This window comes from Thalassolituus sp. ST750PaO-4 (genome assembly GCF_020320405.1).
Lineage (GTDB): Bacteria > Pseudomonadota > Gammaproteobacteria > Pseudomonadales > Oceanobacteraceae > Venatoribacter > Venatoribacter alkanivorans.
In genome coordinates, this window is the sequence record NZ_JABVCB010000013.1 from 404,558 (window position 1) to 420,119 (window position 15,562).

Here is a 15,562-nt window from a genome sequence, read left to right on the forward strand (position 1 = left end):
TAACTATGAAAATAACAAACAAAGGTTTGCGCTCAATGAAAAAATTACCTTTGGCTCTGGCGGTGTCGGCATTAGCCGCCACCACTTCCCATGCCGTTGAATTTAACTTCGGGGATTTAGGTGTTCAGGTTGATAACACCGTAAGTTACGGTGTTGCATGGCGTACCTCGGATCGTGACGCCGATCAGATCATGCCTGCAAACGGTCCTGCTGCTGGCATGACCGCTGGTACCGGTTCGTCATACAACTACGACGACGGTACCCTGAACTACAGCAAAGGTGATATTTACACCAATGCGGTTAAGTGGAGTGGCGACCTGGAAATTAACTACCACAACTTTGGTGGTTTCTTCCGTGCCCGTGCTTACTACGATACAGCGCTGATGGATGAAGAAACTGATTTCAAACCATTGAACGACGCCACCAAGGATGCTGCCGGTAAAGGCGCAGAATTGCTGGACGCCTACGTTTGGGCCGATATGGAGCTGGGTTCAACACCGGTTAACCTGCGCGTCGGTCGCCAGGTAATCAGCTGGGGTGAAAGTACCTTTATCCAGGGGGGGATTAACAGTATCAACCCGGTGGATGCCTCTGCTTTCCGTAAGCCTGGTGCAGAAGTAAAAGAAGGTCTGCTGCCGGTTAATATGGTGTACACCTCCATTGGTCTGAGCGCGGATGTTACGCTGGAAGCGTTCTACCAGCTTGAGTGGGAAAAAACCCGTACAGACCCATGTGGTACGTTCTTCTCTACCGTAGACTTTGTTGCTGACGGTTGTGGTCCGGTGATTCTCGGTGGTGAGGCGGACGAACGTGACATTCTGGAATTCCGTCAGTCTGAAATTGATGCGGGTGTGCCTCTGGCTGATCGTGTTGCTCCGGTGACAGAGCGTTTACCTGATGATCAGCCGAAAGACTCAGGCCAGTATGGTCTGGCGTTACGCTGGTACTCTGAAGCTCTGGGTGATACCGAATTCGGCTTCTATCACATGAACATTCACAGCCGTGTGCCATACATTAATGGTGCGGTAACCAACCAGGATCGCTCAGGCGTTCTGGCTGGTACACCGAACATGCAGGTGAATCCGAATGCGACATACGACACCTATCGTCCGCTGTATCAGATTGCCTACCCGGAAGATATCCAGATCTCTGGTATCAGTTTCGCGACCAGTACCGAAGGTGGAGCCTCGATCTCCGGTGAAATCAGCTACAAGCCGGATATGCCACTGCAGTGGAACGCGTTTGAACTGATTCTGGCGGGTAACGGCGCGCCATACAGCCGTCTGTATCAGCAGCGTGCTGAGGAAGCTGGTAACGCGTCCGCGTTGTACGGTGAGATTGCAGAAGGCTACGATCATTTTGATATGTGGCAAGCGCAAATGACCTTTATCAAGTTCTATGACCGTGTACTGGGGGCTGACCGTCTGGCGCTGGTTTCTGAAATCGGTATGACCTATGTCGACGGCTTGCCGAGCCTTGATAAAGCCCGTTATGGCCGTTCCGGTGCTTATGGTATCGGTAATAACGATGGCGTATGGGCTAACCCGGCAGACCCTCAGGCTGCAGTTAATTACTGTACCGATGGTGGCTCTGCAGCTAACGTTTCGACCAAAAACTGTACCGATGATGGCTACGTAACCGAGCTCTCTGGTGGTATCCGTCTGCGTGCCTCGATGGACTTCAATAACGCGTTTGCGGGTGTGAACGTAACACCAACGTTGTCTGTTGCGTATGACAAAGGCAATGGTCCTGAGCCAGGTGCTCAGTTCCTGGATGATCGCCTGACTACTGGCCTGGGTGTGTCCTTTGTTTACCTGAACAAAACATCGGTTGATCTTTCGTACACCAACTTCTCTGGTGGTGACTACAATCAGATGGTTGATCGTGACAACGTCAGTCTGTCTGCAAAATATTCATTCTAATTTACTGGCTCAGACAAGAATTACAGAGGTCTATGAACCATGTTGAAAAAACATTATAAAACCTGGGGCGGCGCAATTGCGCTGTCCCTGATGGTAAGCGCAGCAAATGCGGCTGTTTCTCCTGCAGAAGCGGCGAAAATTGGTAAAGAACTGACGCCAATGGGCGCGGAAATGGCTGGCAAAGGCGAGATTCCTGCCTGGACCGGTGGTATTACCACGCCTCCTGCTGGTTACGTTGCTGGCGGCAAGCCGGTTGATCCATATGCCGCCGATAAGGTGAAATTTGTAATTACAGGTGCTAACTACAAGCAGTACGCAGAAAACCTGACCGAAGGTCAGAAAGCGATGTTTGAGAAGTATCCTGATACTTATAAAATGCCGGTTTATCAGACCCGTCGTTCATCTGCCTACCCTCAGGCTATTTACGACAAGACCAAAGAAAATGCTACCAAGACCAAGCTTTTGGAAGGTGGCAACGGTCTGGAAAATTATGTAGAAGGCGCGCCTTTCCCTGTGCCACAAAATGGCATGGAAGCGATCTGGAACCATATCGTCCGTTATCGTGGCGGTAGTGTACGTCGCGTGGTTGGTCAGGTAACTCCACAGGTGAATGGTGACTTTACTCTGGTTCGTTTCCAGGACGAGTTCACCTTCCGTGACAAACTGAAAGACTATGATCCTAACGCGGATAAGAACGTATTGTTCTACTTCAAGCAGGATGTACTGTCTCCGGCGCGTCTGGCGGGTAACGTACTGCTGGTTCACGAAACTCTGGATCAGGTAAAAGAACCGCGTAAGGCCTGGGTATATAACGCTGGTCAGCGTCGTGTGCGCCGTGCGCCACAGGTTGCCTACGATGGTCCGGGCACTGCAGCAGATGGTCTGCGTACATCTGACAACTTCGACATGTTCAACGGTGCACCTGACCGTTACGACTGGAAGCTGGAAGGTAAGAAGGAAATCTATATTCCTTACAACTCTTACAAACTGAAAAGTGCTGATCTGAAGTACGCTGATATCGTCAAGCCTGGCCATATCAACCAGGATCTGGCCCGCTACGAGTTGCATCGTGTATGGAAAGTGACTGCGACCCTGAAAGAAGGTAAACGCCATATCTATGCCAAGCGTGTGTTCTATATCGATGAAGATACCTGGCAAGCAACTGAAATCGACCACTATGACGGTCGTGGTGAACTGTGGCGCGTTGCTGAAGCACATAACCTGATGTACTACGATACACTGGTACCTTGGTATGCTATCGAAACGCTGTACGATCTGAACTCTGGCCGTTACCTGGCTCTGGGTCTGGATAACGAAGAGCAGGGCTCTTACGAGTTCGGTTTCGAGCGCAGCCAGCAGGATTACACTCCGGCCGCTCTGCGTCGTGAAGGTAAGCGTTGATCTGAGTTAGATCTGCGTAATAAAAAAGGGGCTTCGGCCCCTTTTTTTATTACGTTTTTTTAAATATTGCCGGTAAGTCTGGTGGCAATACCCGCTGCGGATGATCAGAAATTCAGCACGAAACTCGCCTGATACACCGAAGAAGCATCTTTATTGATGTACTCACCGCGAATATCGACTTTCGGCGTCAGGTGAAAGCCAGCACCTGCACCAAGCAGAATGCCGTCATCATCACCGAGGTCCAGGCCCAGGCGGGCAAGTGCGAACAGGTTCGGATTAATTTCCGGCAGCTGTTTCTCTACAACACCTGCGACCCATAAACCAGAGATATCATTGTGCGGGCCTTTAAAAAAGTCATCGGTCTGGCTGTAGCCGATTTCGACCGTTGTTTTTACCTGATCGATGTCGTTATCAAGTTCGTAGCCAGCAAAAATACTCATCCCCATCGCGTCAACGTTACCACCGCCAAAAGGGCTGTCGACAACGTTGTGCGACAGGCTGGCGCCCAGTTGCAGACGCTCAGGCTGAAAGCCCTGACCATGATTGTCGGCTTGCGCCATCAGTGGCAGTGAGCTTAAGGCGAGTAACAAAGGAATGTGTTTTTTCATTGTAATCATCCTGTTGGTTATAGAATCGTGATATCAGACTCAGAATTGTGGCAGAACCAGGGGGCCTTCCTGCAGGGCAGCCAGCTGCTCACGCAGCAGAATAATGTGCTCTGACCAGAAACGGTGACTGTCGAGCCACGGAAAAGCTGCAGGAAAGGCAGGGTCATCCCAGCGAGAACAAAGCCATGCGGCGTATTTCATTACCCTCAGACTGCGCAGAACTTCCATCAGTGCCAGCTCATGCTGCGGGAAGGGGCGAAACATCTCGTAGCCTTCCTTAATGACCAGTAATTGCTGGCGTTGTTCCTGTTCTGAACCGCTGAGCAGCATCCAGATATCCTGCATTGCCGGGCCTTGCACGCAATCGTCGAAATCTACCATGTACAGTGTTTCATCACGCAGCAGCAGATTGCCGGGATGCAGATCGCCGTGCAGGCGCAACGTCCGGATGTCTTCCGCGCGATAGAGCTTCTGCGCCCAATCGGTCAGGGCAGCGGCCAGACTTTCATAGCTGGCGTGGTAATCGGCAGGCATCAGTCCTGAGCGTAAAACCTGTTCGCTGGCCAGAACCATATCATCGGCCCCACGAATCAGCGGGCGGTGTTCGAATGCACAGTTGGCGCTGACCTGATGCAGCCGCCCCAGCCAACGACCCAGTAATTCAAGATCGTCATCGCTGCTGAGTTCCGGCGCCTGACCGCCACGACGTGGAAACAGGGCAAAGAAAAACGGGTCGCTGAAAAACAGCGTCTGGCCGTTGACGGCGATAGGAGCAACGACCGGCAAATCTTCGCGCTGCAGTTCAAGCAGAAAATCGTGCTCTTCCTGAATGGCTTCGCGACTCCATCGCCCGGGGCGGTAGAACTTAGCAATCAGAGGTTGCTGATCTTCAATCCCAACCTGATAAACCCGGTTTTCATAGCTGTTGAGAGGGAATATCCGTGCGTCGCAGACAAACCCCTGAGCTTCAATCGCGTCCATTACGCGCTCCGGGGTCAGCTGGGTATATGGGTGTGTGGATATCATGGCCGCTCTCCTGAAAGTGGCGGCATTATGCCCGTATCGCTGTCATCAACCAATGACTCTGGCGCGGATCAGGGTTTGTTGTGCGGTCGTTATGTGCGCTGCCACTGCGGTGGCGGTGTGCGTGCCAGGGCCCAGATACCGACAATGCCGGCTCCCTGTTGCTTGAGCGCTGAGGCTGCAGCATTCGCTGTGGCTCCGGTAGTCATCACGTCTTCAATAATCACAATATGTTTACCGCGCAAATCCTGCTTTCCTGGCTGCAGCGAGTTGCGCAGATTTCTATGCCGCTGGCTTGCGCTTAAACCACGCTGGTCGTTACCTGATGTCTTACATAATGCATTTGGGATGAGTGGAATGCCCAGCCGCTTTGCCAGTCTGCGGGCGATGATTTCAGTAACATTAAATCCACGATTAAAGAGTTTCCGCCGGCTACTGGGAATAAACGTAATAGCATCCGCCTGTGGCAGGTTGCCGGGCTGGTTTCGTTCCATCAGCCCGGTAAGGCGTGACAGCCAGATTAACTGATGACTGTCTTTGCAGGATTTTATCCAAAGACTGATGGGCTGCTGATAGAGAAAAGGACAATAGCTGTAATCAAATGCGGGTGGCTTCTGCTGGCATCGCCCGCAGCGTCCCGGGCTGGTCATCGGTTCTGAGCACTGGGAGCAGGCAAATACAGTATGTGGCAGTTCCTGCAGGCAGTGGTTACAAAGGAAAAATAATCCCCCGGCGTTCTGCAGACAAAGCTCGCATTCCCCTGGTGGGGTTAACCTTCGTATTGATTTTGACCAGTAGTCTACTGTTTTTTTAGCAATGGTTGACCACATGGCGCCGCCTTCTATGATCGCCTCTGTTGCATTGATGTTATCAATATTCAGGAATACCACTATGAGTCTGTCGGCTGAAAAAGCGCAGGATATCCGTCACAACTGGACGGTAGATGAAGCTCAGGCATTGCTGAGCCTGCCTTTTAATGAGCTGTTATTTCGTGCGCAGACGATTCACCGGCGCCATTTCAATCCCAATGAGGTTCAGGTCAGCACTTTATTGTCGATTAAAACCGGCGCCTGCCCGGAAGATTGTGCTTATTGTCCGCAAAGCGCACGCTATGATACCGGTCTTGAAAAAGAGAAACTGCTGGAGGTTCAGGCGGTTATTGAAAAGGCCAAAGCCGCAAAGGCTGCCGGCTCCGATCGTTTTTGTATGGGAGCTGCCTGGCGTTCGCCGCGCAAGAAGGATATGCCCTATGTGTTGGCGATGGTTAAGGGGGTCAAAGAACTTGGGTTGGAAACCTGCATGACTCTGGGCATGCTGGATGAAGAGCAATCACAGCAACTGGCGGCTGCAGGGCTCGATTACTACAACCATAACCTGGATACCTCGCCGGAGTACTATGGCGAAATTATCACTACCCGTACCTACAGCGATCGTCTCGGTACACTCGCGAACGTGCGTAATGCCGGAATGAAAGTCTGCTCCGGCGGAATTTTGGGGATGGGGGAGAGTACTCAGGATCGTGCAGGATTGCTGGTGCAGCTGGCGAATCTGCCAACGCAGCCGGATTCAGTGCCCATCAACCAGCTGGTGAAAGTTGCCGGTACACCGCTTGAAAGTGAGCAGGATCTCGATCCGCTGGACTTTGTCCGGGTGATCGCCGCAGCACGGATTATGATGCCAGCCTCCCACGTACGCCTCAGTGCGGGCCGCGAACAGATGAGTGAAGAAATGCAGGCAATGTGCTTCTTTGCCGGTGCCAATTCTATATTTTACGGTGAGTGTTTACTTACTACCCCTAATCCGGCGGCAAATAAAGATCAGGCTCTGTTCCGTAAGCTGGGTATCAACAGCGAGCACCGGGTGACTCGTGAACCAGAGTCGCTGGAAGCCTTACTGGTGACGCCCAATTCTGATGAACAAGTGTTATTTTATAATGCCGTTCAGGTTTGAATATAACGAATCCGTCTAATGGTCTGGTGCCATGGTGCTGGTAAAAAATGTGGATATTGGTTAAATTGTGATCAATAGCCCTAAAACCATCGCGAGGTGCTTATGAACATAGGATCAACTACAGGCTCGGCATTTACTTCGGGGGCATATGCCGTCGATCAGGGTAATGCTCAGGTCAAACGTGCCGCTCAGGATGTCGTGGATGCGACCACCAGCCGCCCGGTTGAGGGTGTTGGCAATCTTTCCTCCGCGATGACTGATCTGAAGCAGGGTGAAGAAACGGTTGCTGCTGGCAGCAAAGTACTTGAAGCTGCGGATAAGCAGCTTGGCACCCTGATTGATACTCAGGCCTGAGAGCTGAGAACCTAATCATGCAAGTTTCTCCTACTTCATCGCCCACTCTGAGCAGCGCGCTTCCCAGCGGAAGTGCGGCTGTGCAGATATTGGCAAAAGAAGGAGAAAATGCAGCTTCCACCGTTTTTGCTCCGGTTGAAGAGGTGTCCCTTAGTGCAGCTGCTACCGATGCAGGGATGCGTAAGTCGCAAACGTCCGCTGAGATATATTCCCGTCCGCGCCGTAACGCAGATACCACTACTCCTCCGTTAAATCAGGACTCCGCAGAGGAAGCAGAACCACAGGCGGAGGATGCACAACAGCGCCGTTCGGCGGAAGAACAGGTTATCGCCAGCAGAGCGCTGCGCAACGAACAGGATCAGGCATTGGCCGATGCTGAGTTACAGCAGATTCGTGAACTGAAGCAGCGTGATCAGGAAGTACGTGCCCACGAGCAGGCTCATGCCAGTACCGGCGGCAGTTATGCAGGCAGCGCTAACTTCACCTATCAGCAGGGACCGGATGGCGTACGCTATGCCGTTGGCGGCGAGGTACCGGTTGATGTGAGTAAAGTAGCTAACGATCCGGCTGCAACCCTTACCAAAATGGAGCAAGTGCAGCGTGCCGCGCTGGCTCCGGCTGAACCTTCCTCTCAGGACCGGCAAGTTGCTGCCCAGGCTGGTCAGATTGCCGCTCAGGCACTGAATGAATTATCAGAGCAGCAGCGGGAGGTTCGGGCCGCGGAACTTGAAAAGGTGAAGAGCGAGCAGGAAAAATCCCGCGCTGAAATGGATGAAGCTCATAAGAAGCAGGAAAAGGCGGACAAAAAACTGAAGGACGAAGAGCAGATTTCAGCAGCTGAGCGCTTTGCTGAGCATAATGCCCGGCTGCGGAAGATTAACGAAGTGCTGCTGCAGATAAGCCTGCCTCAGCCTGTCAGTGCCGGCCAATTGCTGAACGATGTGGTCTGAAGCCTGTTTTTATGGTCAAACCGGCGGTTGCCGGTTTTTTTTCGCCTCCAATATGGCCTGAGGGACTAAGCTTTTACCTGCCATTTCTGGGGGAAGCGTGCCCATGGGGTTGACATTAACCGGTGGCGAACGTATGTTTCAAACACTTGTTTGAATTGGTAGTGTCATACTACCCTAAACTCAACAGCAGCTTATTGCTGCAAGAACATAACAGGCTACGAGGTCTTTCCTATGCCAGATTACAAGGCTCCCCTGCGTGAAATTAAGTTCGTCATGGACGAACTGTTGGATATGCCAAGCCACTATGCCAGCCTGCCGGCTTACGCTGAAGTTGCTACTCCTGACATGGTTGATGCCATCATCAGCGAAGGCGCTAAATTCTGCGAACAGGAACTGGCTCCGCTGAACCGCGTTGGTGACCTCGAAGGCTGTACCCGTCATGACGACGGTTCTGTTACTACTCCGACCGGCTTCAAAGAAGCTTATGCCAAGTACGTTGAAGGCGGCTGGCCTTCATTGGCTCATGAAGAAAATCATGGCGGCCAGGGCCTGCCAGAGTCTCTGGGCATTGTTATGTCTGAGATGGTTGGTTCTTCTAACTGGTCATGGGGTATGTACCCAGGTCTGTCTCATGGTGCGATGAACACCATCGAACTGCACGGTACTCCTGAGCAGAAAGAAACTTACCTGACCAAGCTGGTTTCAGGTGAGTGGACCGGTACCATGTGTCTGACCGAATCCCACTGTGGTTCTGACCTGGGTATCCTGAAAACCAAAGCTGAGCCAAACGCTGACGGTTCTTACGCCATCACTGGTAGCAAAATCTTTATCTCTGCCGGTGAGCACGACATGGCGGGCAACATTGTCCACATCGTTCTGGCTCGTCTGCCAGGCGCACCAGAAGGTACCAAAGGTATCTCTCTGTTCATCGTTCCTAAGTTCCTGCCAAACGCTGACGGTACTCCGGGCGAGCGCAACAGCCTGATCTGTGGTTCTATCGAACACAAAATGGGTATCCACGGCAACGCGACCTGTGTGATGAACTTCGACGGCGCCAAAGGCTGGCTGATCGGACCTGAGAACAAAGGTCTGAACTGCATGTTCACCTTCATGAACACTGCCCGTATCGGTACTGCTCTGCAGGGTTCTACCGCTGCTGAAGCTTCTTTCCAGGGCGCTCTGGCTTATGCCAAAGACCGTCTGGCAATGCGTTCCCTGACTGGTCCTAAAGCTCCTGAAAAAGCGGCTGACCCGATCATCGTTCACCCTGACGTTCGCCGTATGCTGCTGACTCAGAAAGCCTTCGCTGAAGGTGGCCGTGCGCTGGTATACCTGACTGCACAGCAGAACGACATCGTTAAGAAAGGCGAGAGTGAAGAAGCACGTAAAGCCGCTGATGAGCTGCTGGGCTTCCTGACTCCTATCGCTAAAGCTTTCCTGACTGAAGCGGGTTCTGAAGCTGCTAACCTGGGTATGCAGGTATTCGGTGGCCACGGTTTCATCGCTGAGTGGGGCATGGAGCAGATTGTTCGTGATACCCGTATCTCTACCATCTATGAAGGTACTACCGGTATTCAGGCTCTGGACCTGCTGGGCCGTAAAGTTCTGATGACTCAGGGTGCTTCTCTGCGTAACTTCACCAAGCAGATCCACAAGTTCTGCCAGGCTGAAGAAGGCAACGCTGAACTGGCTCCGATGGTTGCCGCTCTGACTGAAGTCAACAAAGAGTGGGGCGATCTGACCATGAAGATCGGTATGTCTGCGATGAAGAACCGCGACGAAGTTGGTGCTGCATCCGTTGATTACCTGATGTACTCAGGTTACGCAGTACTGGGCTTCCTGTGGGCCCGTATGGCGAAAATCGCTCAGGATGCTCTGGCTAACGGCACTTCTGAAGAAGAGTTCTACAAAGCCAAGCTGACTACTGCGCGCTTCTACTTCGCTCGCATTCTGCCACGCACCAAAGCTCACGCAGCTACCATGGTTGCTGGTGCAGACACTCTGATGGATCTGGCTGAAGAACACTTCGCGTTCTGAGTCTGAGCGCCTGTTCGCAAAAGGCACATCAGTAAAAACCGCGCCTCGGCGCGGTTTTTTCGTATTCTGGGCTGGGCAAGCGGGTCAGAGTAAGTACAATAGCGGCATTTTGTTATCCGGTGGCTGGTTGTAAGCGTGGGTAACAGTAAGCCACAGCTAACATGAGGTGAAACATGGCTGATTACAAAGCACCATTGCGCGATATGCGCTTTGTTCTGAATGAAGTTTTTGAAGCAGACAAACTGTGGGCTTCTCTGGCTGGTCTGCAGGGCGCGGTTGATGCGGAAACGGCAGATGCCATTCTGCAGGAGTGCGGCAAGATTGCCAGCGAAGTGCTGGCGCCGCTGAACCGCAACGGTGACGAAGTCGGTTCTACCTGGAAAGACGGTGCTGTGACTGCGGCTCCTGGTTTTAAAGAAGCTTACCAGACTTACGTTGATGCCGGCCTGAACGGTCTGGGTGGTAACCCGGATTTCGGCGGCATGGGTATGCCAAAAACTCTGGTTGGTCAGGTTGAAGAAATGGTGCAGGGCGCGAACATGTCGTTCGGTTTGGCACCAATGCTGACTGCCGGCGCCTGTTTGTCTCTGAACGCCCACGGTTCTCTGGAACTGAAAGAAAAATATCTGCCTAATATGTACTCCGGCGTTTGGGCCGGTGCCATGGATCTGACCGAGCCTCACGCCGGTACCGATCTGGGCATCATCCGCACCAAAGCTGAGCCACAGGCTGACGGTTCTTATGCTGTTTCCGGCACCAAGATCTTCATCACCTGGGGTGAGCATGATATGGCCGAAAACATTATCCACCTGGTGCTGGCCAAGCTGCCTGACGCGCCGGCCGGTCCTAAAGGTATCTCCCTGTTCCTGGTGCCTAAGTTCCTGGTGAACGAAGATGGTTCTCTGGGTGAGGCTAATACTCTGTCTTGTGGTTCTATCGAGCACAAAATGGGTATTAAAGGTTCTGCCACCTGTGTGATGAACTTCGACGGCGCCAAAGGCTGGCTGGTCGGTGAAGAGAACAAAGGTCTGGCCTGTATGTTCACCATGATGAACTACGAGCGTCTGGGTGTGGGTATCCAGGGCATCGGTGCGGCTGAAGCCTCTTATCAGAGCGCTGTTGAATACGCCCGTGACCGTATCCAGAGCCGTGCTCCGACTGGTGCTGTTGCTAAAGACAAAGCCGCTGACCCGATCATCGTTCATCCGGACGTACGCCGTATGCTGATGACCATGCGTGCTTTCAATGAAGGTGGTCGTGCATTCTCTACCTACGTTGCCAAGTGGCTGGATATTGCCAAGTTCTCTGATAATGCCGAAGAGAAGCAGCATGCTGATGCGATGCTGGCTCTGCTGACTCCGGTTGCCAAAGCTTTCCTGACCGACAACGCTCTGGAATCTGCTATTGCTGGTCAGCAGGTATTCGGTGGTCACGGCTTTATCCGTGAATGGGGTCAGGAGCAGTATGTGCGTGATATCCGTATCACTCAGATCTACGAAGGCACCAACGGTATTCAGTCTCTGGATCTGATCGGCCGTAAGATCGCTGCCAACAACGGCGCTTTCTACAAACTGTTCGAAGCCGACATCAATGAGTTCATCGCCTCTCAGGCCGATAACGAAGCGATGGCTGAGTTCATCGAGCCACTGAAAGCGGCTCTGGAAAACCTGAACGACCTGACCCAGTGGGTTATGGATGCAGCGGCTAACAACCCGAACGAAATCGGTGCGGCTTCTGTTGAATACCTGCACGTGTTTGGTTACACCGCACTGGCTTACATGTGGGCCAAGATGTCTGCTGTGTCTCTGCCAAAAGCAGATGACGCTTCCGGCTTCTACAAAGCCAAACTGGCAACTTCACGTTTCTACATGAAGCGTCTGCTGCCACGTTACATTGGCCTGAGTGCTGCAGTTAAAGGTGGTTCTGAGCCACTGTTCGAACTGGACGAAGAACTGTTCGCGACTGCGTAAGTTCTGCTCTCCGCAAAAAGCCGCCTCCGGGCGGCTTTTTCGTTTTTGCGGTCAGGCCCGGGCGCTGTTAGCATGATCCGCCCCCGGGAGTTGTTTATGACCTTATCCGTTTCTGCTGTTGCTGCTGAATCTCCTACCCGTGCTCAACTGCTGAAAGCATTGTTGACGCTGATGGCTGACCAGCCTTTCTCTTCTATTACCGTTCAGCAGATAAGCCGTCATGCGGGGCTGGCACGGCAGACCTTCTATCAGCATTACCGCAGCCGCGAGGAGCTGCTGCTGGACTATGTCGATACGGTATTTGCTGAATTCTATGACGATATTGCCGGCATGGTGGGGGAATCGCCGGAACTTAACCGTGATATCAGCCAGCGCCTGTTTGCCCAATGGGACCGCCATCGTGACTTCAGTCGTCTGATCTTTAATGCGGGGCTTGAGTCTTTATTGATCAAACGCTTTCAGAACTACATTGCCCGGGTTTTGGGTCTGTATGTACGCCAACACCAGATTGCTGTCAGTGATGCCGAGCAGCTGGGGTTTATGATCGATTATCTGGCTGGCGCTTCCTGGATGATGCTGGACCGCTGGGTGCGTAATGACTTCCGTTATCCACCAGATAAGCTGGCAGATTTGTTCAGTGAGTTGAGCCGGCCCGGATTTCTGAATGTGATGCTGCAGCGTCAGTCGTGACCGGTTCTGGCACAGATAGACGATTGTCTATAACATTCAACGGCGTATGCTGAAGCATAAATACAATAATAAATCCGGGTAACGGCCTTACCCGTGGCGACCATACTATGAGTAAAGATCTCGATAAGCGCGTTGAACGCTCGCGGCGGCTACTGATGAATACACTGCTGGAGCTGATGGCGGAAGAACCTTATGGCAAAATTTCAGTTGCCCATATCTGTGAACGTTCAGGGGTTGCCCGTCCGACGTTTTACCTTCATTACCGTTCCAAGGATGACCTGCTTAAAGGGTATATCGAAAGCATGTTCATGCAGTTTTATGAACAGATTGATACCTATCTGACGCAGTCTCCGAATGCCGATCCGATTATTGCAGAGATTATGTTCCGGCAATGGTCTGATAATGCCACGTTCGCCCGGTTGCTGATTGAGGCAGATATTGAAGCTCTGATGTTGAGCGAATTTAAGCGTTATGTCGGACGCATAATGGAGCGCTATATCGGCGCTCACTCTTTGCCGATAAAAGATACCAGCCTGATGAATTATGTGATCGACTTTCTTGCCGGGGCATCCTTTATGGTCATTGTGCGCTGGGTTAAAGATGGTTTTCCGGTGGATGCCAAAGAAATCGGTGCGCTTTATGCCAACCTTGTGCGGCCAGGACTGTTGCAGGTTTTACTCAGTGGCAAGCTGTAACGCTTAAACCTGAAAGAGAAGGAATAAAAAAAGAGCCCATTGGGCTCTTTTTTTATTCCTTCCTGCGTTTACTCCGCCGGAGCCATGGTGGTGACGCGACGGTTTTTATCACTGCGCTTGTCGTGAATCTTTTTCACCTTACGCTGTGCTTTCTCAAATGCATCGCTGACCGCCAGATACATGTCTTCATGCTCCGGGTTGTCGTGGTGATCGCGGGTAATGGCAACGGTCTGACCGGGCAGGCCAACCTCCAGAGAAACGTGGGCAAGTTTACCTTTGCTGCTGTGATTATGGGGCATGGCAACGACAGCGCGAATGCCAATAATATCGTCAAATGTGGAGGTTAATTTTCCGGCTTTTTCGCGGATATGCTGTTCGATGGCGTCAGAATGACCGATGTCGCGGAAGCTGATTTCCAAACCTTTCATAGTCGCTCCTTTTGTTGATTGACTCAGGAACTTCGGACGCTTTTCCGTCGGGAAGTTCCTTCAGGATGGTTAACTCAGACTACATCAGCGGCAGGTAACGTCAAACGATTTCGAACAAATTTCGTAACCTTGAGTTGCGATCACGCCGGATCCTGACTTAGGGCTATACTGAGGTGTATCGCTATTGTTTTTCGTAACAGGCAGGTGTATGCACCCCATTATTGCGTTCTACTCAGGCCAGGGAACAGACCATCGCGGACGCACGCTCAGTGGCATTCTGGCGTTCTCCAATAATGAGCTGGAAAGCTGCCATGATTACATTCAATGGTTGTTTCCTTTGCGCGATCCCAGTCCCTACAACCCTGAAGCGCCTGTGGTGAATACGGTCGTTATCGAAGCCTTTCACTCTTCCCATGATCTGCAGAGCCGCCTGCACCAATCCTTATTACGGATGCTGCAATTTTATGGAATCGTTATGCGTGAAACGCCGCAGGGATTTGAATTACTGATTCCCGCCGATGTGGACAATTATCACTGGATGACACCCGATAATCACAATCACCGCCGCATCAGCCGCATGCTGGCATCCCTGAAAATACTGGGGCTGGACGCCCATGTAACAGCATTCTGGCAGGGGCTGCAGAAACTGGCGGTGGCGCATCCGCAGGCCATTTCCTCGGCGACCGTTACTCACTGGCGGTTGGCGGCTATGGGGCTGGACAGCCCCTTGTGATAGTCTGGGTAACTTGTTTTTACCGCTGAAACGGATGCACCAATGCAGGTCTATGATGTTCCTGTTGTCTTTTTCGATCTTGACGATTCCCTGATCAACAAGGATGCCAACAGTCTGTGGATTAAGTGGCGCTTCCGTCGTGAGCGTTGGGCTGTTGTTGAGGCGATGTTGGCGCTGGCTTCCCTTTATCGGGCTTACAAAAAAGGCCGGGTTACCCACTGGCGCCTGTCTAATTATTATCGTACCCGGACCCGTGGAATGAGCCTGGCAGAGTATCAGAGCCGGGTGGAGCGCTTTTTTAATGAGCGTGGCCAGCTGCACATCTATCCGCAGGCCGCATCACTGCTGTTTGCTTATCAGCAGCGGGGCGCTCAACTGGTGATGATTACCGGTTCTGATGATGTGATTGCCCGTGCTTATGGTCAGGCTCTGGGTTTTGCTCATGTGATCAGCAATCGTTTAAGTACCGACGGGCAACGCATTACCGGACTGGAGCGGCCCATGTGCTATGGCCCGGGAAAAGTCGAACTGGCACGGCGTTTTCTTACGGAACGAGGCCTGAGTTTCACCGATGCTGCGTTTTATACCGACAGCCATTCCGATATGCCGCTGCTGGAAATGGTTGCGCAACCGGTGGTGCTGAATCCTAATCCTCAGTTACGTCTGGCCGCACAGCAGCGCGGCTGGCCCTGTCTGGACTGGCGGGCGGAATAGTCCGCCAGCGATGGGCATCTGCTTCTTGCTGCCCGTCCAGCATGCCGTTATAGTTCAGTCTTATCTCTTCCCTGATTATTCAACGGA

General features: G+C 52.3%; 15 protein-coding genes. 11 read left to right on the plus strand and 4 right to left on the minus strand.

The genetic code is table 11. The features are described 5' to 3' along the window. The first annotated feature begins 5 nt into the window (after positions 1-5). The gene (locus HUF18_RS17305) at positions 6-1,922 is read left to right on the plus strand and encodes a DUF1302 domain-containing protein (RefSeq protein ID WP_225693088.1); all 1,917 of its coding nucleotides are present in this window, start codon (positions 6-8) and stop codon (positions 1,920-1,922) included. Between the two features lie 39 nt (positions 1,923-1,961). Continuing rightward, positions 1,962-3,323, plus strand: coding sequence for a DUF1329 domain-containing protein (locus HUF18_RS17310; RefSeq protein WP_145466378.1), 1,362 nt, complete (start codon positions 1,962-1,964; stop codon positions 3,321-3,323). A 104-nt stretch (positions 3,324-3,427) separates the two neighbouring features. On the opposite strand, the gene HUF18_RS17315 is transcribed toward HUF18_RS17310, so the two are convergent. From HUF18_RS17315 to HUF18_RS17325, 3 genes are all read right to left on the minus strand, one after another. Next, a complete protein-coding gene (locus HUF18_RS17315) occupies positions 3,428-3,931 on the minus strand; it encodes an outer membrane beta-barrel protein (protein ID WP_225693089.1) in 504 nt (167 codons plus the stop codon). A gap of 39 nt (positions 3,932-3,970) precedes the next feature. Continuing rightward, positions 3,971-4,957, minus strand: coding sequence for a serine/threonine protein kinase (locus HUF18_RS17320; RefSeq protein ID WP_225693090.1), 987 nt, complete (start codon positions 4,955-4,957; stop codon positions 3,971-3,973). Between the two features lie 89 nt (positions 4,958-5,046). Next, positions 5,047-5,844: a ComF family protein gene (locus HUF18_RS17325; RefSeq protein WP_225693091.1), complete on the minus strand. Its 798-nt coding sequence runs from the start codon at positions 5,842-5,844 to the stop codon at positions 5,047-5,049. A 1-nt stretch (position 5,845) separates the two neighbouring features. On the opposite strand from HUF18_RS17325, the gene bioB reads away from it, so the two are divergent. The 7 genes from bioB to HUF18_RS17360 all read left to right on the plus strand — a co-directional run bounded on the left by bioB (position 5,846) and on the right by HUF18_RS17360 (position 13,600). Then, positions 5,846-6,904, plus strand: coding sequence for a biotin synthase BioB (bioB, locus tag HUF18_RS17330; protein WP_225693092.1), 1,059 nt, complete (start codon positions 5,846-5,848; stop codon positions 6,902-6,904). 102 nt (positions 6,905-7,006) lie between these two features. Then, entirely contained in the window at positions 7,007-7,258 is a 252-nt protein-coding gene (locus HUF18_RS17335; protein ID WP_145466373.1) for a hypothetical protein, read from the plus strand. 80 nt (positions 7,259-7,338) lie between these two features. Then, positions 7,339-8,208, plus strand: a complete 870-nt coding sequence (locus HUF18_RS17340) for a putative metalloprotease CJM1_0395 family protein (protein WP_225693093.1) — start codon at positions 7,339-7,341, stop codon at positions 8,206-8,208. Positions 8,209-8,439: 231 nt separating this feature from the next. Then, positions 8,440-10,245 carry an acyl-CoA dehydrogenase C-terminal domain-containing protein gene (locus tag HUF18_RS17345; protein WP_145466371.1) on the plus strand — a complete coding sequence of 602 codons (1,806 nt, stop codon included), beginning with the start codon at positions 8,440-8,442 and terminating at the stop codon, positions 10,243-10,245. A gap of 173 nt (positions 10,246-10,418) precedes the next feature. Then, positions 10,419-12,215, plus strand: coding sequence for an acyl-CoA dehydrogenase C-terminal domain-containing protein (locus HUF18_RS17350; RefSeq protein WP_225693094.1), 1,797 nt, complete (start codon positions 10,419-10,421; stop codon positions 12,213-12,215). Positions 12,216-12,311: 96 nt separating this feature from the next. Continuing rightward, a complete protein-coding gene (locus HUF18_RS17355; protein WP_225693095.1) occupies positions 12,312-12,905 on the plus strand; it encodes a TetR/AcrR family transcriptional regulator in 594 nt (197 codons plus the stop codon). Between the two features lie 107 nt (positions 12,906-13,012). Next, the gene (locus tag HUF18_RS17360; RefSeq protein WP_145466368.1) at positions 13,013-13,600 is read left to right on the plus strand and encodes a TetR/AcrR family transcriptional regulator; all 588 of its coding nucleotides are present in this window, start codon (positions 13,013-13,015) and stop codon (positions 13,598-13,600) included. A 68-nt stretch (positions 13,601-13,668) separates the two neighbouring features. On the opposite strand, the gene HUF18_RS17365 is transcribed toward HUF18_RS17360, so the two are convergent. Beyond that, positions 13,669-14,028 (minus strand): HPF/RaiA family ribosome-associated protein, encoded by a 360-nt coding sequence (locus HUF18_RS17365; protein WP_145466367.1) that lies wholly within the window; start codon positions 14,026-14,028, stop codon positions 13,669-13,671. 208 nt (positions 14,029-14,236) lie between these two features. Here HUF18_RS17365 and HUF18_RS17370 point away from each other — a divergent pair, with 208 nt between their 5' ends. Beyond that, entirely contained in the window at positions 14,237-14,761 is a 525-nt protein-coding gene (locus tag HUF18_RS17370; protein ID WP_225693096.1) for an opioid growth factor receptor-related protein, read from the plus strand. 42 nt (positions 14,762-14,803) lie between these two features. Beyond that, a complete protein-coding gene (locus HUF18_RS17375) occupies positions 14,804-15,475 on the plus strand; it encodes an HAD family hydrolase (RefSeq protein WP_145466365.1) in 672 nt (223 codons plus the stop codon). Positions 15,476-15,562: the final 87 nt, after the last annotated feature.